Below are 24442 nucleotides of genomic sequence, written 5' to 3' on the forward strand. Positions count from 1 at the left end.
CGGCCACGGAACGGGCGACTCGCGCGCAGAAAGCGGGCGACTCGCGGAACTCCCCGCGAGTCGCCCGGTTCTGCTCCGCGAGTCGCCCGGTTCGGGTGCGCGAGTCGCCCGGTTCTGCTCCGCGAGTCGCCCGGTTCGGGTGCGCGAGTCGCCCGGTTCGGGTGCGCGAGTCGCCCGCCCTGCGGGCGGGGCGGCTACTCCGGCGGCCGCCAGGGCCGCGGCGGCAGCACCGGGAGCCCGCTCGGGGCGCACTGGCCGCCGCGCTCCCCCGCCAGCCGGAAGATCAGCCAGCCGATGACGCCCGCGAGGATGGAGCCGGTGAGGATGCCGATCTTGGCGTCGTTCACCAGCACCGGGTCGGTCAGTGCGAGGTCGGTGATGAACAGGGCGACCGTGAACCCGATGCCCGCGAGCCCGGCACCGCCCACCATCTGGCCCCATCGCAGGGTGTCGGGCACCCGGCCGATCCCGGTGCGCAGCGCCACCCAGGTGCCCAGCGTGACGCCGATCAGCTTGCCGACCGTCAGGCCCACCACGATGCCCCAGAAGAGCGGCGAGCTGACGGCAGCGGCGATGGAAGCGCCCGACAGCACCACACCGGCGTTGGCCAGCACGAAGATCGGGACGATCACGTAGCTGCTCCACGGCTGGATGCGCAGCTGCAGCCGCTCGTTCGGCGACACGGCCTCCACCGCGGCGGTCCGGGCGGCGAGGGCTCGTTCCGGGCTGGGGTCGAGCATGAAGCTGCTGCCCAGCACCTGCACCCTCGCGATGTCGCGCGGCCGTGGGGCGTATGCGTTGACGAGCAGGCCGAGTGCGACGCCGACCACGCTCGGGTGCACACCCGACTCCAGCACGGCCACCCACATCACGACGGCGATCACCACGTAGATCGGCGTGCGCCAGAAGTCGACGAACCGCAGCCCCAGCAGCGCCAGGAACAGAACGACGGCCAGGAGCAACGCCGTGTAGTTCACCTGGTGGGTGTAGAAGATGGCGATCGCGAGCACGGCGCCGATGTCGTCGACGATCGCGAGCGCGAGCAGGAACACCCGGAGCTGGTCCGGGCAACGCGGCCCGATCAGCGCGAGCATGCCGATGACGATCGCCGTGTCGGTCGAGATCGGGATGCCCCACGCGCCCGCGGCCGGCCCGCCCGCGTTGAACAGCAGGAAGATCGCAGCCGGGACCAGCAGACCGCCGATGGCGGCCACCGCCGGGGTGGCGAGCGCCCGGACACCCCGCAGCTCTCCGAGCACGGTCTCGCGCGAGATCTCCAGGCCGACACTCAGGAAGAACAGCACCATGAGGCCGTCGTTGACCCAGTGGCGCAGGTCGAGGGTCAGGTCGATGGAGCCGACGGAGAACGAGAGCGGCGTGTGCCAGAACGCCTCGTAACCCCCGACGTTGGCCCAGACCAACGCGATCACGGCGGCGGCGAGCAGGAGGACCGCCGAACCGGATTCGGTCCGCATGAAGGACCGCGCGGCGCGACTCAGCTCGCCGCGCTCGGTTAGTGTCGTTACCGCCACTCGGGGAATCCTGCCATCCTGGGAACCGGCACCTCGGCAGACGTCACTGGAGGTCACGATCGCTCTCGACCCCCGGATGGGGACCTACGACCATCTGCAGGGCGTACTCGGCGCAGAGCTCTCGCTCGTCGAGTACGGCGATTTCGAGTGCCCGTACTGCCGCAAGGCGGCACCGGTGATCGAGGAGGTGCGCGAGCGGCTCGGCACCCGTCTCGTCTTCGCGTTCCGCCACTTCCCGCTGGCCGAGCTGCACCCGTTCGCGCTGTCGGCCGCGGTCGCGGCGGAGGCCGCGGCCGTCAAGGGCCAGTTCTGGCCGATGCACGACCGGCTCTTCTCCGGCGACGAGCCCCGGTTGCGGCAGGAGGACCTGCGCCGCTACGCCGAGGAGATCGGCGTCCCGCCGGAGAAGGTGGTGTGGCCCGCCACCCAGTTCGTCGAGGAGCGGGTGGAGGCCGACTTCAACTCCGGGGTCCGCAGCGGCGTGCGTGGTACTCCGACCCTCTTCGTCAACGGTGCGCAGTACCGCGGGGCCGTCACCGTCCGGGACCTGGTCGAGGCACTCGAAACCTGAGCCGGCCTGCTGGATCGGGCCCGTTCGGGTGGCGCGCGATGATCGCGGAACAGCATCTCGCGCGGCATGATGTGGACCATGCAGCGACCCGCCCCGAGGTGGCCGGGAATCGGCACGTCGCTGCTCGCCGTGCTCGCGATCCTCGCAGCCGGGCGCGCCATGGTGCTGATGCTCTACCTCGGGGTGGCCTACCGGCACGAGGTCGACCCGATCTCGCAGCCCCTGAGCTTCTACGAGTTCGTCGACGGAGCCGCCGACCTGCTCGGCTCGGCGGTCGTGGCCCTCGCCGTCGGGACCCAGGCCGTGGTGCTCGGCATGGCCCGCGCCGGGGTGCGGCTGGCCGGTCGCCCGGCCGTCCTGTTCATCACGTGGACGGCGTGCCTGCTGGTGGCGGCGATCTTCCCCACCGACGACTCGCCGCAGATCCTGACGGTCAGCGGCTGGGTGCACCAGTTCGCCGGCGCCGGGATCTTCGCGCTGCTGTCTCTCGCCGGGTTCGCGGCGGCCCCCCGGCTGGCGGAGAGCCCCGCGTGGCTGCCGGTGGTCGGGCTCGTCCGGAGGCTGTCGGCCGGAGCGGCGGTACTGGCCGTCGTGTACGTCGTGAGCAGGCTGAACGACTGGATCCCCGGGTTCGTGTCGGTGTTCGGCGGCGTCGACCCCGGCGGGCTCCTGCAGCGGATGGCGCTGCTCGTCCACGGCGCGGTCGTCGCGGTGCTGGCCGTGCATCTGCTGCGGGTGTCGTGGCCCGCTGCGCGCTCCCGCACGGGACCGTGGCCCGCCGACACCGCGGCGTCCGGGGCTGCCCCGCCCTGCTGACGTGGTCAGGAGATGGCGGCGACGTCGGACGGGTGATCATCGGGCGCAGGCGGGGTGCCCACCGCAGCCGGTCCGCCGCAGGCCCGCGGAGCAGGGAGCAGTGCCTCGAGCGCGGCCTCCGGCCCGGCGCTGCGGGCCACGGCCGCGCACCGGCGCAGGAGCGCCGCGGTCGGGGCGTCGCCGGAGCACCAGACGTGGGCGAGCGTCGCCGCGATGTCGGCGATGCTGTCGAGGTCCTGCGCCGGGTCGCCGCGGCCGGCGTCGATCATCACCACGAGCGGCGTCCCGTCCGGGTCGAAGAACACCGCCTCGCCGTCGAGGTGCCCGTGGACGAGGCCCCGGGCGTGCAGTTCGGCCACCGTCCGGACGACGACGGTCAGCACCGCCACCGCGTCCGCGCCGGTCAGGGGGGCGTCGAGCAGGTCGTCCAGCGTGGGTGTGGGCGGCTGCGGGGTGCGCAGCCACACCTGCCCGTCGGCGGCGACGACGTTCCCGATCGGCAGCAGGCCCGCCAGACCGAGGTCACGGATCCGCCGCACGTCCCCCGCCGCCACTCCGTCGGCCACCCGGAGCAGGGAACCCGATCCCCCGTCGGCGGGGAGGAACCACTCACCGTCGCGCGGACGGGGGCGGGGCCTGGCCCGTACGGGCTCAGCCCGAGGAGCGCCCTGAACATCTCGGCCCTATGGGCGGAGTTGTTCAGCACCCTCCTTGTCGGCCACCCCGGCGGAGTCGAAGGTGGCGACGTCCTGCAGCGCCTGCGCGGCGGCCTGCAGCACGGGAAGGGCGAGCAGTGCCCCGCTGCCCTCGCCCAGCCGCATCCCGAGGTCGAGCAGCGGTTCGAGGCGCAGCTGCGCGAGGGCGACGGCGTGCCCCGGCTCCGCCGAGCGGTGTCCCGCGACGCAGTAGCCCGTCGCAGCCGGGGCGAGGGCCGCGGCCGCCAGCGCGGCGGCCCCGGCGTTCACCCCGTCGAGGAGCACCGGCACCCGCAGGGCCGCTGCGCCGAGCACGAACCCCGCCAGCGCGGCGTGCTCGAGCCCACCGAACGCGGCGAGCACGCCGACCGGATCGGCCGGGTCGGGGTCGTGCCGGGCGAGTGCCGCGGCCACCACCGCGGTCTTGTGGACGAGAGTCGCGTCGTCGATGCCGGTGCCCCGACCCGTGGCCGCACCCGGCTCGGATCCGGTGAAGGCGCAGATCAGGGCGGCCGCCGCCGTGGTGTTGGCGATGCCCATGTCGCCGGTGACGAGGCACCGGTTGCCGGCCGCGACGAGGTCACGGGCGGTCTCGATGCCCACCTCGACGGCCGCCTGGGCCTGCTCACGGGTGAGGGCTGGGCCTGCGGTCATGTCCGCGGTGCCGTCGGCGACGCGCCGCGGGAGCAGACCGGGAACGGGTGCGGCGTCCGGCGCGGCGAGCGGCGCGGCCACCCCCACGTCCACCACGCACACCTCGGCACCCAACCGCCGCGCGAAGGCGTTGACCACGGCGCCACCGGCCACGAAGTTGCCCACCATCTGCGCCGTGACCTCCTGCGGCCACGGCGACACCCCCTGGGCGTGCACGCCGTGGTCGGCGGCGAACACGGCCACCGCCGCCGGCTCGGGTACCGCCGGGGGGCAGCTCCCGGCGATCCCCGCGAGGGTGACGGCGACGTCCTCGACGCGGCCCAGCGAGCCCCGCGGCTTCGTCATCCGGTCGAGGCGTTCCGTGGCGGCTGCACGTGCCGCGCCGTCCGGCGCGACGATCGCGGCGACGGTCTCGTCGAGCAGGTCCATCGGTTCCTCCCCGGGTAGTCCGCGCCGGCCGTACGTGTCGTGGTGCACCGCCCACCGCAGCGGCCTGCGCTGCGCCCAGCCCGCCGTGGCGAGCTCCGGCTCGGTAGCGAAGTCCGTGACGGGCCCGACGCACAGGTACGCCACCACCTCCAGGTGCGGCGGCAGCCCGAGCAGGCCGGCGAGCACGCGCTCGTCACCGAAGCTGACCCAGCCGACGCCCAGACCCTCCGCCCGCGCGGCCAGCCACAGGTTCTGCACGGCGCCGACCGTCGAGTAGGGCGCCATCCGCGGCTGGGTGTGGCGGCCCAGCGTGTGGCGGCCACCGCGGGTCGGGTCGCAGGTGACGGCGATGTTCAGCGCGGCGTCGAGGATCGCCTCGACCTTGAGGTCGCGGAACGCGGCCGCCCGGGCGCCGGGCAGCGTGGCGGCGTACGCGGCCCGGGAGGCGGCGACGTGGGCCTGCACCCGCTCCCGCAGGGCCCGGTCGCGGACCACGAGGAAGTCCCACGGCTGGGAGAAGCCCACGCTGGGCGCTGCGTGCGCGGCATCGAGCACCCGGCGCAGCACGGCGTCGTCGACGGCTGCGCCGGGCCGGAACCCCGAGCGCACGTCGCGGCGGGAGTGCACGACCTCGTAGAACGCGTCGGGGTCCACGGCGGCGTCAGCGCAGTCCGTGGCCGCGGCCGTCGCGTTTCGGCGGGACGACCAGCGTGGAGAGGTAGGGGCCGGGCTCGTGCGGGTCCAGGTCGCGGGCGGGGCGGATGTCCTCCTCCGCGAGCCCCAGCCCCGCGCCGTACACCGCCTCGTCGATCCGGCCCGTCTCGCGCAGGACGGCGAGGGTCTCGGGCAGCATCCGGCCGAACTTGTAGGCGGCCACGGCGTCCCCGCGCGCGAGCGCCTCCCGGAACCGCTCGGGCCCGGCGGTCATCGGGAACAGGGCGAGCGCCTCCCGGCCCTCCACCAGCGACGTGCCACTGCGCGCTGCGAGGTCCTGCATCGCGGTGATCCCCGGCACCAGCTCGACCGACAGCTCCCCCACCACCGACCGCACCGACGCGGCCAGGTAGCTGAACGTGGAGTAGACGCACGGGTCGCCGATCGTCGCGAACACCGCCGTGCCGCCCGGGTGCCGCGCGTACCAGCGCGCCACCTGCGCCGCGGCCGCGTCCCAGGCCTGCTCCCGGCGGTGGGTGTGCTCGCGGTCGTGCAGCGCGAACACCACCCGCTCCACCCGCCACGCCTCGGCGTAGAAGAGCACGGTCTGCTCGGCGCGTCCGGTCTCGCCGGAGTCGGCCACGGGCACGAACACGACGTCGGCCTTGGCCAGCAGGTTGGCCGCCTTCACGGTGACCAGCTCCGGATCGCCGGGGCCGACCCCGACCCCCACCAGCGTGTTCGTCACGACTCGCCCTCCAGGTCGCCTTCGAGGTCGAGGTAGGTCTGGCGCAGCCGGTCGAGCACGGCGTCGTCGGGCTTGGCCCACAGCCCGCGGTCGGCGGCCTCGAGCAGCCGCTCGGTGATCCCGCGCAGCGCCCACGGGTTGGACCGCTGCATGAAGTCGCGGTTGGTCTCGTCGAAGACGTAGCTCTCGGCGAGCTGGGCGTACATCCAGTCGTCGACCACGCCGGCGGTGGCGTCGTAGCCGAACAGGTAGTCGACGGTGGCGGCGAGCTCGAACGCGCCCTTGTAGCCGTGGCGCTGCATCGCGGCGATCCACTTCGGGTTCACGACCCTCGCCCGGAAGACCCGCTTGGTCTCCTCGGCGAGCGTGCGCGTCTTCACGGCGTCGGTGACCGCCGAGTCACCCACGTACGCGGCGGGCGAGCGCCCGGTCAGCGCGCGCACCATCGCGACCATCCCGCCGTGGTACTGGAAGTAGTCGTCGGAGTCGACGATGTCGTGCTCGCGGGTGTCCTGGTTCTTGGCCGCCACCGCGATCCGCCGGAACGACTGCTCCATGTCGGCGCGCGCCTCGCGGCCGTCCAACCCGCGGCCGTAGGCGTAGCCGCCCCACACGGCGTAGACCTCGGCGAGGTCGGCGTCGCTGCGCCAGTTGCGGGCGTCGATCAGCGGCAGCAGGCCGGCGCCGTAGGCACCCGGCTTCGAGCCGAAGATCCGGGCCGTGGCCCGGCGGCGGTCGCCGTGGGTGGCCACGTCCTCCTCGACGTGGGCGCGCAGGTGGTTCTGCTCGGGCGGCTCGGCCAGCTCGGCGACCATCCCGAACGCGTCGTCGAGCAGCGTGATGACGTGCGGGAACGCATCGCGGAAGAACCCGGAGATCCGCACCGTGACGTCGATACGCGGGCGGCCGAGCTCCTCGAGCGGCACGACCTCGACACCGGTGACCCGCCGCGACGCCTCGTCCCACACCGGGCGGCAGCCGATCAGCGCGAGGATCTCGGCGAGGTCGTCGCCCTGGGTGCGCATCGCCGAGGTCCCCCACACCGTGAGCCCGACGCTCTGCGGGTAGGTGCCGGTGTCGGCGAGGTGGCGGGCGACGAGCGAGTCGGCCAGCGCGCTCCCGATCTCCCACGCCGAGCGCGACGGGATCGCCTTGGGGTCGACGGAGTAGAAGTTGCGCCCGGTCGGGAGCACGTTGACCAGGCCGCGGGTCGGCGAGCCCGACGGTCCGGCGGGCACGTACCCGCCGTCCAGGGCGTGCAGCACGCCGGCGATCTCGTCGGTGGTGCGGTTCAGCCGCGGCACGACCTCGGCGCAGCCGAACTGCAGCACCGCCACCACGTCGGGGATCTCCTCGCCCAGCAGATCGGCACACACCTGCGCCGCACCGCCCCAGCCCCGGCCCTGCACCTCCGTGACGAGCGCGCGAGCGACGCCCTCCAGCACGTCGACGAGATCGGCCCCGGTGACGGCCGGCCCCCCGGCGAGCCCGACGAGCCGCTCCAGCGGGGTGCTCCCCGGTGCAGCCCCCGTTGCAGCAAAGCCACTTTCATGCAACGAGGTTGCGTCAAAGTGGCTTTGCTGCAACCGCTCACCGGGAGCCGCGAGAAGGGACTGCTCGTCCAGGCCCGCCCACGCCGCCAGTGCGGCGCGGAGGCCGGGGAGTGCGCGCTTGCCGCCCCAGACCTGTGTGGCGCGCAGGATCGACAGCACCAGGTTGACCTGCGCCTCGCCGGCAGGCACTCCACCCAGCACGTGCAGCCCGTCGCGGATCTGGACGTCCTTGACCTCGCACAGGTACCCGTCGATGTGCAGGACGAAGTCGTCGAACTCCTGCTCGCCGGGCGCGTCGTCGACGTGCAGGTCGTGGTGCAGCTGTGCGGTGGTGACGACCTCCCAGATCCGCGCGCGCAGCGCCGGGAGCTTCGCGGGGTCCATCGCGGCGACGGTGGCGTACTCGTCGAGCAGCTGTTCGAGCTTCGCCATCTCGCCGTAGGTGTCGGCGCGCGCCATGGGCGGCACCAGATGGTCGACGACCACGGCGTGGCCGCGGCGCTTGGCCTGGGTGCCCTCGCCCGGGTCGTTGACGATGAACGGGTAGACCAGCGGCAGCTCGCCGAGCACGGCGTCCGGGGCGCACTCCGCCGACAGCCCGAGCCCCTTGCCCGGCAGCCACTCCAGCGTGCCGTGCTTGCCGAGGTGGATCACGGCGTCCGCGCCGAACTCGTGGTCGAGCCAGCGGTACGCCGCCAGGTAGTGGTGCGACGGCGGCAGGTCGGGGTCGTGGTAGATCGCCACCGGGTTCTCCCCGAACCCGCGCGGCGGCTGGATCATCAGCACCACGTTGCCGAACTGCAGGGACGCGAGCACGACGTCGGTTCCGTCGACGTAGAGCGACCCCGGCGGCTCGCCCCAGTGCTCCCGGATCCCGTCGGTCAGCGCGGACGGCAGCGCGTCGAACCAGCGGCGGTAGTGGTCCAGCCGCACCCGTGACGGGGCGGCGGCGAGCTGGTCCTCGGTGAGCCACTCCACGTCGTGGCCACCGGCGGCGATCAGCGTGTGGATCAGCTCGTCGGAGTCCTCCGGGAAGTCTCCCACCGCGTACCCGGCGTCCCGCAGCGCGCGCAGCAGCACCACCGCGGACGCCGGGGTGTCCAGCCCGACCGCGTTGCCGACGCGGGCGTGCTTGGTCGGGTAGCTCGACAGCACCACGGCGAGCTTCCGCTCGGCGACGGGCGTGGCCCGCAGCCGGGCGTGGCGGACGGCAAGCCCGGCCAGCCGGGCCGCGCGCTCGGGGTCGGCCCGGTACACGGGGATGTCGTCGCCCGCGTCGACCTCCTTGAACGAGAACGGCACCGTGATCAGCCGGCCGTCGAACTCCGGGATCGCCACCTGCATCGCGGCGTCCATGGGCGAGAGCGCGGCGTCCGAGTCGGCCCAGGTGGCCCGCGATGTGGTCAGGCAGAGCCCCTGCAGCACCGGCACGTCCAGCGCGGCGAGCGCGCCCGCGTCCCAGGAGTCCTCCTCGCCGCCCGCCACGGCGTCGCTCGCGCGGGTGCCCCCCGCGGCGAGGACGGTGGCGACCAGCGCATCGGCCCGGCCCAGGAGCTCCATCAGGCCGTCCGCCCCGGCGGACGGGACACCGCGCAGCGACCCGCAGAACACCGGCAGCGCGTTGGCGTCCCGCGCCTCGATCGCGTCGCAGAGCGTGTCGACGAACGCGGTGTTTCCCGACAGCTCGTGCGCCCGGTAGAAGACCACCGCAACCGTCGGACGGCCGGGGATCTGCTCGCGCTCGCCGTGCACCCCGAAGTCGGGGGCGGGTGCTGGCGGGGCGAACCCCTCGCCGGTCAGCAGCACCGTGTCGGACAGGAACCGGTGCAGCTCGCGGAGGTTGTCCCGGCCGCCGGCGGCGAGGTAGGCCAGCGCCTCCGACGTCACACCGGCCGGCACCGTCGAGGCGGCCATCAGCTCCGCGTCGGGCGCGGCCTCCCCGCCCAGCAGCACGACGGGACGCCCGGACGCCACGAGCGCGTCGACCCCCTCCGGCCAGGCGCGGCGCCCGCCGAGCAGCCGCAGCACGACCACGTCGACGCCGTCGAGCAGCGGGGCCAGGCCGGCGGGCTCGACGCGTGCCGGGTTGGCCGTGCGGTAGAGGGCCCCCGAGCTGCGGGCGGCCAGCAGTTCGGTGTCGGCGGTGGACAACAGCAGGACGGTGCTCGGAGCCCCGTCGGCGGCGGACCCCTCCCGGCCGGCAGTGGTGGAGGCAGCGCGCGTCATCAGCGTTCCTTCCGAGGGTCCGCGCCCTCTACTCGGTGGGAGGTGCGACGGCAGCGAGTGTCTGGCTCCCAGGCCCGCGCGTGCCGGCCCGGTGACAGTGGCGGGACCGCGCCGGACTCACACCGGCTTCCTCCACTGACGTCGGGGAGAACTGGAACACATCGGGAGGTCACGGGTCAACGCGGCGTGAGGATGCCGACGCCCCCGCGATCATCCCTAGGAGCGCGCTGAACAACCCGGCCCTGCTGCGCGACGCCCGGGCGGAGTTGTTCAGCACCCTCCTAGACTGCGCCGATGATCTCCGACGTGCCAGAACCCGGCATACCGGGGCTGGCCCGTCCCGAGGTGGTCGGCCAGGGCGGGTACGGCACCGTCTACACCGCCGAGGAGCCGGAGTTCGGCCGCCGGGTCGCCGTGAAGGTGCTGCACGAGCGGCTCGACGGCGACGGTGTGCGGCGCGCGTTCGTCCGCGAGTGCCAGGCGATGGGGGCGCTGTCCGGGCACCCCCACATCGTCACGGTGCACCGCAGCGGCACCACCGCCCGCGGCGAGCCCTACATCGTGATGGACCTGATGTCGGCGGGGTCGCTCGCCGACCGGATCCGCCGGGACGGGCCGCTGCCGTGGGCCGAGGTCCTGGACGTCGCGGTCACGGTGGCCGGAGCGCTGGAGACGGCGCACCGCGCCGGCATCCTGCACCTGGACCTCAAACCGGCCAACGTGCTCGTCTCCCGCTACGGCGAGCCGAAGCTCGGGGACTTCGGCATCTCGCGCCTGCCCGGCGTCACCGAGACCACGGCCGTCGGCCGGATCCGCGCGAGCGCGGCCTACGCGTCGCCGGAGCGGCTGCTGGAGGGGCACGCCACCCCCGCCGCCGACCTCTACGGACTCGGCGCCACGATGTTCGCGCTGCTCACCGGCCGTCCGGCGTTCGTCACCGACACCGAGGAGCTGTTCGCCACGGTCGCGCGGATCGCCCGGGACCCGGTGCCCGACCTGCGCCCGGCGGGGGTGCCCGACGCGGTGTGCCGGGTGGTGGAGCGGCTGATGGCGAAGGCGCCGGGCGACCGGTTCGCCTCCGCCGCCGAGGCCGCCGAGGCCCTGCAGGGCGCGCAGCGCGCCACGGGACAGCCGGTCACCCGGGCCGTCGTCGATGGCCCGGCCGCCGGCGGGCCCGGCACCACCGCGACGGTGTACGTCCCGCGCCTGCCTCCCCCCGCCGTCCCGGCCCCGCAGTTCGCACCGCCGCCAACGCGGGTGCCGCCCCGGCGCGGACGCCGTCCACTGGTCGTGGCCACGGTCGCCGCGGTACTGGTGGCCGCGCTCGCCACGATCGCGTTCCTGCAGCTCGTCGACCGTCCACGGTCGGTGAGCGCCGCACCGAGCGAACCCGCAGCCGCCACCGGCACGTCGGGCGCCGCGCTCCCGCGCGAGCACCTGGCCGATGTCGCGCCGGGGGTGGCGCACCCCGCGCTGGAGGAGGCCCGCACCGTGATCGACGGGTACGTCGCGGGGATCAACGAGAACCGCTACGCCGACGCGTTCGCCCTCCTGCACCCCGACTCCGACATCGCCAGGAGCGGGCTGGAGGTGTGGGCGAAGGGGCAGGCCACCACGGTCATCCACAACCCCGTGCTGACGGCGGTGCGCGACGACGACGCGGACGGGCTCGAGGTGGACGTGGCGTTCACCAGCACCCAGTCCGCCGAGCTGGGCCCGGGCGGCCAGACCTGCACGAACTGGCAGCTCACCTACCGCCTGGCCGGCCCCGCCCCTGGCCTGCTGATCCGCGGGGCGCGCACGATCGCCCCGCCGCAGGCCTGCTGAGAGGGTTCAGGCCTGCGCCGCGCGCGCCCGCGCGGCGTCGGCCACCGCGCGGGCGCTTGCCAGCGCGTCGTCGGGCGGGTCGTTCGCCGCCACCAGCTCGGCGGCGGTGGCCGCGGCCGCCGCCGCGAGGTGGATCGCCGCCACCGCGTCGCCGTGCAGGTTCGGGTTGCCGTCGCGGGCGATCCCCGCGGCCAGGTCCGCCACCGCGCCCGCGATCTGCCCGATCTCCGCGGGCACGCCCACGGCGTCGCGCCGGGCGACGGTCACGGCATCGGCTCGGGAGGGGTCGTCGCGCGGGAGGCGCACCGCCGCCAGGTACGCCCGGTACGCCGCGGCGTCGGCATCGGCGAGCAGGGCGGCGCGGGCGCGCAGGGCGTCGGCCTCCTGCGCGGCGGAACCGTCGCCGAACCGTGCCGCCATCCCGGTGAGCGCAGCGGCCAGCGCGGCGGCGAGTGCGGCAGCCCCACCGCCGCCCGGGGCGGAGGTGCGGGCGGCCACGGCGTCGAGCAGCTCACGCACGGTGAGATCGAGCAGCGACTCCTCGTCCGGCACGGGTCTCCCTCTCTCAGCCGGTGACCGGCTCGTGGGCCAGCCCGGCGACCGGTCCCACGACGATCACCGCGGGCGGGCTGATCCCCTGCTCGCGCACGGCGTCTGCCACCGTTGCGAGGGTGGCGCGCAGCGAACGCTGGATCCGCATCGTCCCGTCCTGCACCACGGCGACGGGCGTGTCCGCGGGGCGGCCGCCCTCGATCAGCGCGGTGGCGAACGCGTCGATCCGCTCCACCGCCATCAGCAGCACGAGCGTGCCGCGCAGGCGGCCGAGCGCGGGCCAGTCGACGAGGCTGCGCGGGTCGCCGGGGGCGACGTGCCCCGACACCACGACGATCTCGTGGGCGACCCCGCGATGGCTCACCGGGACGTCGGCCACCGCGGGCGCGGCGAATGCGCTGGTCACGCCGGGCACGACGGTGACGGGGACGCCGGCCTCGGCGCAGGCGAGCGCCTCCTCGAAGCCGCGCCCGAAGACGTAGGGGTCACCGCCCTTGAGCCGGACGACGAACCGGCCGGCCCTGGCGTGCTCCACGAGCAGCTCGTTGATCCGGGCCTGGTTCATCGCGCGGCCGTAGGGGATCTTCGAGGCGTCGATCACCTCGACGTGCGGAGCGAGCGTGTCGAGCAGGTCACGGGGGCCCAGCCGGTCGGTGACGACGACGTCGGCGCGGGCCAGCAGCCGCCTGCCCCGCACGGTGATCAGCTCCGGGTCGCCCGGGCCGCCGCCGATCAGCGCCACGCCCGGATGCACCGGCTCGGCGGAGTCGTCGACGAGGCCGGTCTGCAGCGCCTCGACCAGCGCCGTGCGGACCGCCGCCGAGCGCCGGGGACGGCGGCCGGCGAGCACCCCGACGGTGAGCCCGTCGTGGTGTCCCACGGCCGGGGTGACCGCGCTGCCTGCCGGTGCGTCGTCGGCGCGCACGCAGAAGATCCGCCGGGCCTCGGCGTCGGCGCCCACCGCCGCGTTGACGGCCGGGTCGTCCGTGCACGCGACGACGTACCAGGCGGAGTCGAGGTCACCGTCGCGGTAGGTCCGCACGCTCCAGCGCACCTCCCCGGCCGTCGCCATACCCTCGACCGCCGGGGTGACCTCGGGCGCCACGACCTCGACGTCGGCTCCGGCCGCGAGCAGGCCGGTGATCCGCCGCTGGGCGACCGCGCCACCGCCCACCACGACGACGCGCCTGCCGCCGAGGTCAAGCCCGACCAGATAGGGGTCCACGATCCTCATTCTCCGGCCACCGCTTCCACCTGCCCGTGCCCATGGCCGTGGGCCGGGTCGTCGGGATTGCCAGGATCGTGGGGATGAGAGTGCGGGGTCTGGGCGGCCCCGAGCTTGTCCTCGAACCCGGGCAGCAGCACCCGGTACGCGCAGGTGTCGCAGTTCATCCTGATGTCGCCGTGCAGCGCCTCGCGGTAGCGCTCGACGACGAGCCCGGCGAGCTCGTCGCAGTCGCCGAGGTAGCCCGCGATGCGCACGTCGACGTCCGGGTGCTCCGCGCCGAACGCCGTGGCCTGGTCGACGACCCGCCGCGGCAGCACGCCGTCGAACAGGAAGTACGGCGCCACCACCACTCGACGCGCGCCCAGCGCCCGGCAGCGGGCGAGCCCGGCGGTGACGTCGGGCCGGGCCAGCGAGACGAACGCGGGCTCGACGAAGTCGTACGGCCTGCCCTCCTGCAGCAGCCGCGCGACCTTGCAGACCTCCGCGTTGGCGTCCGGGTCGGTGGAGCCCCGCCCGACCAGCAGCACGGCCGTGCCCGCTCCCGGGTCGCCCCGCAGCGCTGCGGTGACCCGCTGGTCGAGCAGGTGCTGCAGCACCGGGTGCGGGCCGAGCGGGCGACCGAGCACGTAGCTGGTGGCCCGGTCGCGCACCACCTCCCGCTGCAGCGCCGCGGGGATGTCGCCCTTGGCGTGCCCGGCGGCCACGAGCACCATCGGCACCGCCGCCAGCGCGGTGTGGCCCCGGCCGGACAGGGCCGTCCAGGCCTCGTGCACGGTCGGCTGGGACAGCTCGATGAACCCGCCGTCCACGTCGACGTTCTCGGCGGCGAGCACCCGCCGGACCCGGTCGGTGAACGCCACGAACTCGGCCACGCCCGTGGCGTCGACCGTTCCGTGGCCGACCAGCAGCACCGGCGGGACGTTCATGGGGTCTCCTCGCTGTACAGCAACGCGTTGACGGCGGCGGCCGCCGCGGCCGCCCCGCCCCGTTCCGATCGGTTGGACACGGCGGGCAGCAGCGCCGAGCGCAGTGCGGCCTTCGCCGCCACCGCGCCGACGAACCCCACGGGCAGCCCCACCACCAGCGGCATGGTGACCAGGCCGGCCGCGGCGCAGCGCACCAGTTCGGCCAGCGCGGTGGGCGCGTTACCGATGGCCCAGACGGCGCCTGCCGGGTGCTCGCCGACGGCGACGCGGATCCCCGCAGCCGACCGGGTGAGCCCCTCGGCGGCCGCGAGCTCACGCACGCCGGGCAGATCGATGGCCACCGTGGCGGGCCGGGCGGTGATCCCGACGGCGACCATGCGCACGTCGGTCACCAGCGGCGCCCCGGCGAGCAACGCCGTGCGGCCGGCGCGCAGCGCGTCCTCGGCGCAGACGAGATCACCCGCCCAGCTCGGGTCGGCGCTGGTGTGGACCACCCGCTCCACGACCGCGCGGGTGAGCGGGGGCAGGTCCGAGACGTCGAGCCGGGAACGCAGGATCGCGTACGACTGCACCTCGATGGGGTGCACGGTGGCGCGCACGCTCTCTCCTCCCCGGGTGTCCACGCCCGGACGGGTTCGGTGGTCATCGGCGGCGGGGGTCTGACTCCCCCGGGTCGCCCGGGGTCACAGTGGCGGGACCGTCCCGGGATCGCACCGGGTTCCACGCTGCCGATCGCGCCGAGCATAACCCGCGGCTGCCGGCCCCCTGGTTCAGGAAAGCCACGATGCTGCCCGCAGAGGGCAGGAAAGTGGCTTTCCTGAACCTGCCGGGGGTGCGCTCACGGCGGGGCAGCCGTCCAGCGGTAGCCGCGGGGGGTCACCATGCGACCCGCCACCATCCTCGTCGCCGACGAGCCGACCACCACCGTGGTGAGCATGTCCACCTCCGCCGGGTCGAAGTCGGCCAGTGCGGCCGTCCAGACCCGCTGCCCGGGCCGGCCCGCCTGCCGCACCGCGCCCACGGGCGTCGTCGGGGGGCGGTGGGCCCGGAACGCGTCCAGTGCGGCGCCGAGCTGCCAGTGCCGGTCGCGGCTGCGCGGGTTGTAGAAGCAGGTGACGAGGTCGGCGGACGCGGCGGCCGCCACCCGCTGCTCGATCACCGGCCAGGGGGTGTGCAGGTCCGACAGCGAGATCAGCACGTGGTCGTGGCCGAGCGGGGCCCCGAGCAGCGACGCGGCGGCGAGCGCGGCGGTCACGCCGGGCACCCCGACGACGTCGATGTCGGGTCCGGCGCCCTGCAGCGCGGGACTCGCCATCGCGTAGACCCCGGCGTCGCCCGAACCGATCAGCGCCACGGCGTGCCCCTTCGCCGCGAGGGCGACGGCGTCGGCGGCGCGCTGCTCCTCGTCGCCGAGACCGCTGGCCCGGATCTCGGTGCCCGGCCGCAGCAGGTGCCGCACCTGGTCGACGTACTGGTCGAGGCCCACCACGATCGACGCACGCCGCAGCTCCGTGTCGGCCCGCGGCACGCGCAGGTCGGCGGCGCCGGGCCCGAGGCCGACGATCGCCAGCCGGCCCCGGGGGCGGATCCGCGCGGCCGCGACCGTCACGTTGTCGCCCTTGATCTTCTCGACGACCAGCTCGACGGGGGCGCCGCCACCCAGCTCGGCCGCGGCGTGCAGCGCTGCCGCCTCCGCGACGCTGGCCGTGCCGACCTCGGCGCGCACCACCTCGCTGGGGTTCGGCACGTCGACGCCGGCCAGCACCGCGGCCGGGTAGGTGAGCAGCTCGGCCGGGGCGATCGCGGCGAGGATGCCGGCCTCCCCGGCCTTGAGGTCGACGCTCGCGTAGGCGCGGACGGCCCGCAGGTCGAGCCCGGGCCCGGTCCGGAGCCGGTCCAGGATCGCCGCCACCGCCTCGGGCGGGACCCCGCGGGCGCTGCCGATCCCGACCACGAGCGTCGGCGGCACGAGCCGCGTGACACCCGCTGCCGTGGCCGGAGCCGGTGGCATCCGGTCGGTGATCACGATCCGGTGCCGGGGCTCCCCGGTGCCGGGCGGCATCGGTGGCAGCGGGAAGCCGAGCGGGTTCTCCACGTGCGCGGCGCCGTCCAGCAGCGCGGTGCCGGCGGCGGCGAGGTCTCCGTCGACGGTGGCGCCGAGCAGCGCCACCAGCTCGTCGAGGCCCGTGCTCCCCGCGGCGTCGGACGCGGTGGTGATCACCGGCTCGGCGCCGAGCACCGCCGCGACCCGCGTGGCGAGGGCGTTGGCCCCGCCCTCGTGCCCGCCGGCGAGTGCCACGGCGAACCGGCGGGCCTCGTCCACGCAGACCACCCCGGGGTCGGTGCGCTTGTCGGCCAGCAGCGGGGCGATCAGCCGCACGGTGGCGCCGGTGGCGAGGAAGAACACGGCCCCGTCCAGGCTCGGCCACAGCTGCGCCAGCTCGTCCAACTCGTGCCGGGTGGCGCCGAGCGGGCCGGCCACCTCAGCGGCGGCCCGCCTGCCGGCCTCGGTCACGGCGAACAGCGCGATGCTCATGCGCCGCACCCACCGAGCGGAGCGTCGGTCATCGGTCCTGCACCTCTCCCCAGACGAGCGTGATCGGGTTGGTGGCCGCGAGCCGCACCGCACCGTCGGGCAGCTCGGCGAGCCGGCTCGCGGCGATCTGCGTGCCGCCGGTCGCGTAGCCGGCGGCCAGGAGCGCGGCGCGGGTCGGGGCGATCCGGTCCAGCGCGGCGAGCGCCACGACGACCCGTTGCGGGCCGGCCGCAGCAGCGGCGGTGACGATCTCGGGGCCCCCACCGCCGACGAACACGGCGTCCGGGCGCGGCAGCCCGGCCAGCGCCGCGGGCGCCGTGCCGGCCACGACCCGCACCTCGACGCCGTGGGCCTCCGCGTTCGCCCGGACCCGGGCGGCGTCGTCGTCGCGACGTTCCACCGCGAGCGCCGCCGCACCGAGGCGGGCGCACTCGACCGCCACCGAGCCCGAGCCGGCGCCGACGTCCCAGACGAGGGTGCCGGGGCGCGGGGCGAGCCGGGCCAGCGCGACGGCTCGGACCTCGGCCTTCGTGACCATCCCGGCGCGGTGCTCGAAGGCGGTGTCGGGCAGCGCCCACCCCCCGGGGGGTGGCGCGGGCTCGCCGCCGGCGAACCAGCCGCGGGCGGGTACCTCCGGCGCGTCGGTGGCGCGCAGGCACAGCACCACGGAGAGCGGGTGCCACGCGCGGGTGGCGGCCTCGGCGGCCGGCACGGTCGTCACCCGCTCCCCCGGACCGCCCAGGTCCTCGGCGACGACGAGCGTGCGCGGCCAGCCGTCCAGGGCGGCGCCGATCTCGGCGGGCCCGGCGCCCGGCCCGGTGAGGACGGCCGTGGCCCCGCGGGCCCGGCAGACGTTGACGGCAGGACCGAGGGCGCGGCCGTGCGCGCTCACCACGGCCACGTCGTCCCAGGAGCGGCCGACGCGGGCGAACAGCAGCTGCACGCTCGACCGGGCGGGCAGCACGACGGGTTCGTGACCGCGCTCGCGCAGCAGCCGCACGATCCCGAAGAACCCCGGGTCCCCGCTGGCCAGCAGCACGGCCCGCCGACCCGCGAGCTTCGCCAGTGCGGGCTCGACGGGGCCCAGCTCGACGCGCTCGGCCGCATCCGGCAGCGGCACGGCCGCCAGGTGCCGGGGCGCCCCGACCACGAGCTCGGCCTCCGCGAGCGCCGCGGCCGCCCCCGGCGGGAGCGGGGAGCCGTCGAGCCCGACGACGGTGAGGGTCACGGGGCGGGGCGTCCGGCCGCCCGGGCCGCGCGCAGCTCGCGGCGCGCCGCGGCGTCCGGCTTGCGGAAGGTGTGGAAGTGGCCGGGGTGGTAGAGGTGGCTGCGCCGCCCCGTCGCGCCGAGTGCCGCGCCGACGAGGAACAACGTCTGCCGCCACAGCTTGCGCTCCTTGCAGACCGCCTCGACCTCGTCGAGCCGGCAGCGCAGGGTCAGCTCGTCGGGCCAGCTGGTGCGGTAGGCCACCACGACGGGCGTGTCGTCCGGATAGCCACCGGCGCGCAGCTCGTCGACCATCTGGGCGGTGCGGGCGGCGGACAGGAAGATCGCCATCGTGGTGCCGTGCCGGGCGAACTCGCGCAGCTTCTCCCGCTCCGGCATCGGCGTCTTGCCCCCTTCGAGCCGGGTGAGCACCACCGACTGCGCGACCTCGGGGATCGTCAGCTCCCGGCCGGCGACGGCGGCGGCGGCCCCGAACGCGGAGACCCCCGGCACGATCTCGACGTCGAGGCCGATCTCCTCCGCCGCGTCGTACTGCTCCTGCACCGCGCCCCACAGCGACGGGTCACCGGAGTGCACGCGGGCCACCTTCAGCCCCTCGGCCGCGGCCCGGCGGTAGAGCGCGAGCACGTCCTCGTGGGCGATCGCCGAGGAGTCCACGAGCTCGGCGTCGGCCCGGGCGTGCTCGGTGACGCACTCCTCCATCACCAGGCTCGCGGCCCAGATCACCACGTCGGCCTCGGCGATCCGCCGCGCGCCGCGCAAGGTGATGAGGTCGGCCGCCCCCGGCCCCGCCCCGATGAAGGACACTCTCCCGCGATCCACGCCGGACAGTCTGAGCTGCGGGGCCGAGCGAAGTAAAACGCGCCCCGTCCCGCCGCGCCCCCCGTGGTTCAGGAAAGCCACTTTGCTGCCCGGAGAGGGCCTGAAAGTGGCTTTCCTGAACTTCGGCGAGCCGCTCAGCGCACCAGCGCGGCCACCTCCGCCACGATCGACGACCACAGCTCGCGGGGCAGGTTGTGGCCCATCCCGGGATAGGTGACCAGCCGCGACCCCGGGACGGCCGCCGCCCTGAAGCCCGCGTCGGCGAACTGCGCGCACAGCTCGTCGGGCCAGAAGTGCATCTGCATCCCCCAGACCCATGATCAGCAGCAGCGGCTCGGCATCCTCGGGACCGACCCGCTCGAAGGCCAGCTCGACCTCGCCGTTCCTGGCGCGCGCTGCGGTACCGGTCACGCGGCGCTCCGGCCGCTGCCGAGCGCTTCGGCCAGGGTCTCGGACGCGGTCGTCAGTGCCGTGTCGAGCACCTGCTCCCGGCGGCGGGGGTTCATCAGGTTGCCGCCCATGGCCAGCAGGTCGGCCGCTCCCGGCAGCAGGACGGTGACGCGCGCGCCGGTGGCGCGCACCGCCTCGACCTCCGCGTCGAGCCAGCGCGTGATCAGCCGCCGGACCCCCCGCTCCACACCGACGATCGGGTCGAGGGACCGGTCGTAGTCGTGGCTGGCCAGCGGGGCGAGCACGTACACCTCGTCCAGCTCCGGCGCACCGGGCCGGGCGAGCAGCGCGAGTGACGTCGACGAGGCCACCCCACCGTCGACGTACCGGCGCCCGTCGATCGTCCGGGGCGCGAACCAGCCGGGGATCGAGCAGGAGGCCAGCACCGCGTCGGCCACGGAGGACGGCGGGGCTCCGGGCCGGCCGAAGACGACCCGCCTGCCGCTGTCGTAGTCGACGGCGACGACCCACAGCGGTGCACCGGGCACCCACCCGTCCGCGGTGATCCCGATCCGGGCCTGGAGTACGTCGACCATCCGGACGAGCGACCCCATCCGGCCCCGGCCCCGGGGCAGCAGCCCGGACGCGGCGATCACCGGGTTCATCCGCCACGGCGGTGTCGCGGCGGCGACCAGCAGCCGCGGGGAACCGAGCAGCGGCAGGGGCAGCGGCGGGAACCCCTCGCCGGACTCGCGGTCGATCGCCCGCATCTCGGGCAGGTCCTCGGGGCGCCGGTCCGCCGGGTCGGCCGGGTCGGCGCCCCGCTGGTGGGCCAGCAGCTCAGGCACGTCCATGCCGCAGCGCAACGCCGCGGCGAGCACGCTGCCCGCGCTCGTGCCGAGGACGAGATCGACCTCGCCCAGCGGGCGGTCCAGCCGGGCCGCCAGCGCCGACAGCGCGCCGACCATCCAGGCCGAGCCGAGGATGCCACCGGCGCCGAGCACCAGCCCCACCCTCGGCGCTCGTCGTGACGCGTCCCGTGTGCTCCGGCGGTCCGGCATGGTGCCCTCCTCAACGGTGAGGACCAGTTACCCGACGGTAGCAACGACGGTGAGGAAAAAGGAATACCGGCGAATCACGCTTCAGCGGGCCGCTGCGCCGACGAAACGGGCGACGCCTTCCGGATCGGCAGCCGGATGGGTGTGCAGGAACGAGGCGTGCACCCCGCCGAGGACCCACCCCTCGGTGGTCGGCCCGTCGGGTGCGCCACCGTGCCAGCCCCACGCGGGACCGCCGCGCGCCTCGGCCGGACCGGCGCCCGGGGTCACGGAGCAGCGGTGGAACTCGTGTCCGGCCACCCGGCTCCCGGGCGGGAACATCGGCGACCCGGTGAGCGCGACGGCGTCGCGGTACCCGAGTGTGAGCCGCCCGGTCATCGCGGCCCTGGCAGGCAGGACCCCGCACATCGGCGCGTCGTCGAGGGACTCGCAGAGGTAGAGCAGGCCGCCGCACTCGGCGTGCACCGGCGCCCCGGAGGCGGCGAGCGCGGCCACCGCCGCGCGCAGCTTCTCGTTCGCCCCCAGCACGGCGACGTGCTCCTCCGGGAACCCGCCGGGCAGCACCAGCGCCGCCGTCCCGGCGGGCAGCGACTCGTCGCGCAGCGGGTCGACCACCACGACCTCGGCACCCGCCGCCGCCAGCAGCTCGACGTGCTCGGCGTAGCCGAAGGTGAACGCGGGGCCGCCGAACACCGCCGTGCGCGGGGCGTACCCCGCGTCCGGCGGGGGAACGGCATCCGCCGCCGACCAGGTCTCGCCCGCCGGCAGCGGCTCGGCCAGGCGGAGCACCGCGTCGAGGTCGACGTGGGTGGCCACGAGCTCGGCCATCGCGGCCACGGCCGCCACCGCGTCGGCTCCGTGCTCGGCCGCGGTGACCAGCCCGAGATGCCGCGACGGGACGGCCAGCGCGTCGTGGCGCGGCAGCGCCCCGAGCACCGGCAGCCCGACCTCGTCGGCGGCCGCCCGCAGCACGGTCTCGTGGCGGGCGCTCCCCACCCGGTTGAGGACGACGCCGGCGAGCCGCACCGTCGGGTCGAACGACCGGAACCCGTGCAGCAGCGCCGCCAGGCTGCGCGACTGCCCCCGGCAGTCGACCACCAGCACCACCGGCGCCCCGAGCAGCGCGGCCACCTCCGCCGTCGAGCCGCGGCCGTCGGCGAGCCGGCCGTCGAACAGGCCCATCACCCCTTCGACGACGGCCACCTCGGCACCGGCCGCACCGTGGCGCGCGAGCGGTGCGATGCGCTCGGCCCCGACGAGCACCGGGTCGAGGTTGCGGCCCGGCCGGCCGGCCGCCAGCGTGTGGTAGCCGGGGTCGATGTAGTCCGGCCCGACCTTGAACGGGGCCACGGCCGTGCCGCGCTGCCGCAGCGCGGCCATGAGCCCCGTCGCGACGGTGGTCTTCCCGCTCCCGGACGAGGGAGCCGCGACCACGACCGCCCGCGCCGTCACGGCCGGCCCCGCCCACCACATGGACACCTGTCGCGGTCCGGGACCGCTGGGGAACAGCCTGAGGTGTCCATGTGGTGGTGTCGGTTACGAGTGGCCGAGGACCGGGTGCGGGACGTACGGCGCCTCGAGCGCGGCGATCTCGTCGTCGGACAGCTCGATGTCGACGGCCGCCACCGCGTCCTCGATGTGGCCGGGCTTGGTGGCCCCGACGATCGGCGCGGTGATCGCGTCCTGGTGCAGCATCCAGGCGAGCGCCACCTGCGCGAGCGGCAGGCCCCGGCCCTTCGCGACGTCGGCGACGGCGTGCACCACGGCGTCGTCGGCCTCGTTGTACATCCGGTCGCCGATCGGGTCGCTGCCCGAGCGGGTGGTGGTGGCGCGCTGCTCCGGCAGGCGCGCCAGGCGACCGCGGGCCAGGGGGCTCCACGGGATGACGCCGACGCCCTGGTCGAGGCAGAGCGGGTGCATCTCCCGCTCCTCCTCGCGGTAGATCAGGTTGTAGTGGTCCTGCATCGAGACGAAGCGCGTCCAGCCGCCGAGGTCGGCCGTGTACTGCGCCTTCGCGAACTGCCAGGCGTACATGCTGGACGCGCCGATGTAGCGGGCCTTGCCCGCCTTCACGACGTCGTGCAGCGCCTCCATCGTCTCCTCGATCGGGGTCTCGGAGTCGAAGCGGTGGATCTGGTAGAGATCGACGTAGTCGGTGCCCAGGCGTCGCAACGAGTCGTCGATGCTCGCCATGATGTGCTTGCGGGACAGGCCGCGGTCGTTGGGGCGGTCGCTCATCTGCGAGAAGACCTTGGTGGCGAGCACGTAGTCGTCCCGGCGGGGGAAGAGCTCGCCGAGCAGCGTGCCGGTCACCTCCTCGCTGACTCCGAGTGAGTAGACGTCGGCGGTGTCGAAGAAGGTGACGCCGGCCTCGACGGCACTGCGCACCAGGGGGCGGGAGGCGTCGATGTCGAGCACCCACTCCCGCCACGACGACGAGCCGTAGCTCATCATCCCCAGGCACACCCGCGAGACCTGCAGTCCGGTCGAACCAAGTCGTGTGTACTCCACGCTTCGGACCCTAGCCCGCCGTTCTGTGACCGGCTCACCACTCGATGCCGCGCTGTCCCTTCTGCCCGGAATCCATCGGATGCTTGACCTTCGTGGTCTCCATGACGAGATCGGCCGCGGCCACGAGCTCCGGGGCCGCGTCCCGGCCGGTGATGATCACGTGCTGACGGCCCTGCCGCGCGTTCAGCACCTCGACCACCTCGGTGACGTCGACCCAGCCCCACTTCATCGGGTACGTGAACTCGTCGAGCACGTAGACGTCGTGGGCCTGGGCCTCGATACGGCGGCGGATCTCCGCCCAGCCCTCGGCGGCGGCAGCGGCGTGGTCGTCGTCGGTGCCCGGCTTGCGGGTCCAGGACCAGCCCTCGCCCATCTTGTGCCACTCGACCGGGCCGCCCTCGCCGGTCTCGGCGTGCACGCGGCCGAGCGCCCGGAAGGCGGCCTCCTCGCCGACCTTCCACTTGGCGGACTTGACGAACTGGAACACCCCGATCGACCAGCCCTGGCTCCAGCCGCGCAGCGCGAGCCCGAACGCCGCGGTCGACTTGCCCTTCATCTCGCCGGTGTGGACGACGACGAGCGGCCGGTTGCGGCGCTGGCGGGTGGTGAGCCCGTCCTCCGGCACGACCGTGACCTGTCCCTGCGGCATGTGTGCTCCTCCCTCACGCGGCCCGGGCGGCGCGGACCACCCCGGCCACCTGGTCGGCCGAGAGCTCCGCGAGCCCGAGAGCCGGTCCCCCGGCCGCGGCGGCGACGCGGGCGGCGAGGCCGAGCCGGACCGGGCCGCTCTCGCAGTCGACCACCACGGTGGCCACGCCGTCGGCCGCGAGCAGGGCCGCGGCGCGGCAGGCGTCGTGCACGGGGTCGCCGCCCGGCCGAGCGGCGACGGTGGCGCGGCCGTCGGTCAGCAGCACGAGCAGGGGGCGGCGGCGCGGGTCGCGCAGCCGCTCGACGCGCAGCACGGCCCTGGCCCGCAGCAGCCCGTCGGCCAGCGGCGTGCGCCCACCCGTGCGCATCGCGGCGAGCCGGACCTGCGCCGCCGGGACGCTGGACGTGGGCGGCAGCACGAGCTCGGCCGCCGTGCCCCGGAAGGTGACGAGCCCGACCTTGTCCCGGCGCTGGTAGGCGTCGCGCAGCAGGGACAGGACCGCCCCGCTTACGGCGGACATCCGCGCCCGGGCGGCCATCGAGCCCGACGCGTCCACGGCGAACAGCACGAGGTTGCCTTCCCGGCCTTCCCGTTCGGCGCGCCGCAGGTCGCCGGTGCGCAGCAGCAGCCCGGCGCCCGCCCGGCCGCGGGACCGCTGGTGCGGGGCGGCGGCGGCGATGGTGGCGGCGAGGTGCAGGTCGGCGGCGCGGCGCGGGGCCTCGCCGGACGCGCGGACGACCCGTCCGGTGTCGGTGCGCGCCCGCGACCGGCGCCCGGGTGCGCCCTCCCCCACCCCGGGGACCTGCAGCAGGCGGGCCCGGAACGGGGTGGACGGGGG

The 24442-nt window shown here is 75.3% G+C and carries 21 protein-coding genes and 2 riboswitches; of the genes, 3 read left to right on the forward strand and 18 right to left on the reverse strand.

The features are described from left to right. Window positions 1-194 precede the first annotated feature (194 nt). Entirely contained in the window at window positions 195-1475 is a 1281-nt protein-coding gene (gene nhaA / locus HF577_RS27425) for a Na+/H+ antiporter NhaA (protein ID WP_169398860.1), read from the reverse strand. A gap of 133 nt (window positions 1476-1608) precedes the next feature. Here nhaA and HF577_RS27430 point away from each other — a divergent pair, with 133 nt between their 5' ends. Together HF577_RS27430 and HF577_RS27435 are read left to right on the forward strand one after the other, a co-directional pair. Next, window positions 1609-2103: a DsbA family protein gene (locus tag HF577_RS27430; RefSeq protein ID WP_246267377.1), complete on the forward strand. Its 495-nt coding sequence runs from the start codon at window positions 1609-1611 to the stop codon at window positions 2101-2103. Between the two features lie 78 nt (window positions 2104-2181). Continuing rightward, on the forward strand, window positions 2182-2919 hold the full coding sequence (locus HF577_RS27435) for a DUF998 domain-containing protein (protein WP_169398862.1): 738 nt from the start codon (window positions 2182-2184) through the stop codon (window positions 2917-2919). A 5-nt stretch (window positions 2920-2924) separates the two neighbouring features. On the opposite strand, the gene HF577_RS27440 is transcribed toward HF577_RS27435, so the two are convergent. From HF577_RS27440 to cobN, 4 genes are all read right to left on the reverse strand, one after another. Next, on the reverse strand, window positions 2925-3485 hold the full coding sequence (locus tag HF577_RS27440) for a BUD32 family EKC/KEOPS complex subunit (RefSeq protein WP_169398863.1): 561 nt from the start codon (window positions 3483-3485) through the stop codon (window positions 2925-2927). Between the two features lie 117 nt (window positions 3486-3602). After that, entirely contained in the window at window positions 3603-5351 is a 1749-nt protein-coding gene (gene cobT / locus HF577_RS39870) for a nicotinate-nucleotide--dimethylbenzimidazole phosphoribosyltransferase (RefSeq protein ID WP_169398864.1), read from the reverse strand. A gap of 7 nt (window positions 5352-5358) precedes the next feature. After that, window positions 5359-6099, reverse strand: coding sequence for a precorrin-2 C(20)-methyltransferase (gene cobI / locus HF577_RS27450; RefSeq protein WP_169398865.1), 741 nt, complete (start codon window positions 6097-6099; stop codon window positions 5359-5361). Further along, entirely contained in the window at window positions 6096-9878 is a 3783-nt protein-coding gene (gene cobN, locus HF577_RS27455) for a cobaltochelatase subunit CobN (RefSeq protein WP_169398866.1), read from the reverse strand. The genes cobI and cobN overlap by 4 nt, the downstream gene beginning before the upstream one ends. Window positions 9879-9913: 35 nt before the next feature. After that, a riboswitch (cobalamin riboswitch) is annotated at window positions 9914-10033 on the reverse strand. Between the two features lie 139 nt (window positions 10034-10172). On the opposite strand from cobN, the gene HF577_RS39435 reads away from it, so the two are divergent. Beyond that, window positions 10173-11705, forward strand: coding sequence for a serine/threonine-protein kinase (locus tag HF577_RS39435; RefSeq protein ID WP_169398867.1), 1533 nt, complete (start codon window positions 10173-10175; stop codon window positions 11703-11705). A 6-nt stretch (window positions 11706-11711) separates the two neighbouring features. On the opposite strand, the gene HF577_RS27465 is transcribed toward HF577_RS39435, so the two are convergent. From HF577_RS27465 to HF577_RS27525, 13 genes are all read right to left on the reverse strand, one after another. Beyond that, complete coding sequence (locus HF577_RS27465; protein ID WP_169398868.1) at window positions 11712-12257, reverse strand: cyclodeaminase/cyclohydrolase family protein; 546 nt, start codon at window positions 12255-12257, stop codon at window positions 11712-11714. A 13-nt stretch (window positions 12258-12270) separates the two neighbouring features. Continuing rightward, entirely contained in the window at window positions 12271-13482 is a 1212-nt protein-coding gene (gene cobA, locus HF577_RS27470) for a uroporphyrinogen-III C-methyltransferase (RefSeq protein ID WP_425563856.1), read from the reverse strand. A 5-nt stretch (window positions 13483-13487) separates the two neighbouring features. After that, window positions 13488-14411 carry a sirohydrochlorin chelatase gene (locus HF577_RS27475; RefSeq protein ID WP_169398870.1) on the reverse strand — a complete coding sequence of 308 codons (924 nt, stop codon included), beginning with the start codon at window positions 14409-14411 and terminating at the stop codon, window positions 13488-13490. Next, entirely contained in the window at window positions 14408-15010 is a 603-nt protein-coding gene (locus HF577_RS27480) for a precorrin-8X methylmutase (RefSeq protein ID WP_169398871.1), read from the reverse strand. The genes HF577_RS27475 and HF577_RS27480 overlap by 4 nt, the downstream gene beginning before the upstream one ends. 65 nt (window positions 15011-15075) lie before the next feature. Beyond that, window positions 15076-15132, reverse strand: a riboswitch (cobalamin riboswitch). A gap of 117 nt (window positions 15133-15249) precedes the next feature. Beyond that, window positions 15250-16947, reverse strand: a complete 1698-nt coding sequence (gene cobJ / locus HF577_RS27485; RefSeq protein ID WP_169398872.1) for a precorrin-3B C(17)-methyltransferase — start codon at window positions 16945-16947, stop codon at window positions 15250-15252. A 28-nt stretch (window positions 16948-16975) separates the two neighbouring features. After that, a complete protein-coding gene (cbiE, locus tag HF577_RS27490; RefSeq protein WP_169398873.1) occupies window positions 16976-18175 on the reverse strand; it encodes a precorrin-6y C5,15-methyltransferase (decarboxylating) subunit CbiE in 1200 nt (399 codons plus the stop codon). Further along, the gene (cobM, locus tag HF577_RS27495; RefSeq protein ID WP_169398874.1) at window positions 18172-18996 is read right to left on the reverse strand and encodes a precorrin-4 C(11)-methyltransferase; all 825 of its coding nucleotides are present in this window, start codon (window positions 18994-18996) and stop codon (window positions 18172-18174) included. Before cobM ends, cbiE begins: the two co-directional genes overlap by 4 nt. Window positions 18997-19130: 134 nt before the next feature. After that, entirely contained in the window at window positions 19131-19295 is a 165-nt protein-coding gene (locus tag HF577_RS27500) for a hypothetical protein (protein ID WP_211174919.1), read from the reverse strand. Between the two features lie 108 nt (window positions 19296-19403). Further along, complete coding sequence (locus tag HF577_RS27505; RefSeq protein ID WP_169398875.1) at window positions 19404-20447, reverse strand: patatin-like phospholipase family protein; 1044 nt, start codon at window positions 20445-20447, stop codon at window positions 19404-19406. Between the two features lie 81 nt (window positions 20448-20528). Beyond that, window positions 20529-21917 carry a cobyrinate a,c-diamide synthase gene (locus tag HF577_RS27510; RefSeq protein WP_211174922.1) on the reverse strand — a complete coding sequence of 463 codons (1389 nt, stop codon included), beginning with the start codon at window positions 21915-21917 and terminating at the stop codon, window positions 20529-20531. A 63-nt stretch (window positions 21918-21980) separates the two neighbouring features. Next, on the reverse strand, window positions 21981-22955 hold the full coding sequence (locus tag HF577_RS27515) for an aldo/keto reductase (protein WP_169398877.1): 975 nt from the start codon (window positions 22953-22955) through the stop codon (window positions 21981-21983). A gap of 34 nt (window positions 22956-22989) precedes the next feature. After that, on the reverse strand, window positions 22990-23604 hold the full coding sequence (gene cobO, locus HF577_RS27520; protein WP_169398878.1) for a cob(I)yrinic acid a,c-diamide adenosyltransferase: 615 nt from the start codon (window positions 23602-23604) through the stop codon (window positions 22990-22992). Between the two features lie 13 nt (window positions 23605-23617). Next, on the reverse strand, window positions 23618-24442 hold an 825-nt coding region (locus tag HF577_RS27525; RefSeq protein WP_169398879.1), incomplete at its 5' end, for a VWA domain-containing protein.

It is taken from the genome of Pseudonocardia xinjiangensis, assembly GCF_012911925.1.
GTDB classification, from domain to species: Bacteria; Actinomycetota; Actinomycetes; order Mycobacteriales; family Pseudonocardiaceae; genus Pseudonocardia; species Pseudonocardia xinjiangensis.

Coding starts and splice junctions, on each gene's coding strand:
- nhaA (WP_169398860.1), bottom strand. CDS start 1,475: ATGCGGACCGAATCCGGTTCGGCGGTCCTCCTGCTCGCCGCCGCCGTG.
- HF577_RS27430 (WP_246267377.1), top strand. CDS start 1,609: ATGGGGACCTACGACCATCTGCAGGGCGTACTCGGCGCAGAGCTCTCG.
- HF577_RS27510 (WP_211174922.1), bottom strand. CDS start 21,917: ATGTGGTGGGCGGGGCCGGCCGTGACGGCGCGGGCGGTCGTGGTCGCG.
- HF577_RS27500 (WP_211174919.1), bottom strand. CDS start 19,295: ATGCACTTCTGGCCCGACGAGCTGTGCGCGCAGTTCGCCGACGCGGGC.
- HF577_RS27435 (WP_169398862.1), top strand. CDS start 2,182: ATGCAGCGACCCGCCCCGAGGTGGCCGGGAATCGGCACGTCGCTGCTC.
- HF577_RS27505 (WP_169398875.1), bottom strand. CDS start 20,447: ATGCCGGACCGCCGGAGCACACGGGACGCGTCACGACGAGCGCCGAGG.
- cobJ (WP_169398872.1), bottom strand. CDS start 16,947: ATGAGCATCGCGCTGTTCGCCGTGACCGAGGCCGGCAGGCGGGCCGCC.
- HF577_RS27475 (WP_169398870.1), bottom strand. CDS start 14,411: ATGAACGTCCCGCCGGTGCTGCTGGTCGGCCACGGAACGGTCGACGCC.
- HF577_RS39435 (WP_169398867.1), top strand. CDS start 10,173: ATGATCTCCGACGTGCCAGAACCCGGCATACCGGGGCTGGCCCGTCCC.
- cobO (WP_169398878.1), bottom strand. CDS start 23,604: ATGCCGCAGGGACAGGTCACGGTCGTGCCGGAGGACGGGCTCACCACC.
- cobN (WP_169398866.1), bottom strand. CDS start 9,878: ATGACGCGCGCTGCCTCCACCACTGCCGGCCGGGAGGGGTCCGCCGCC.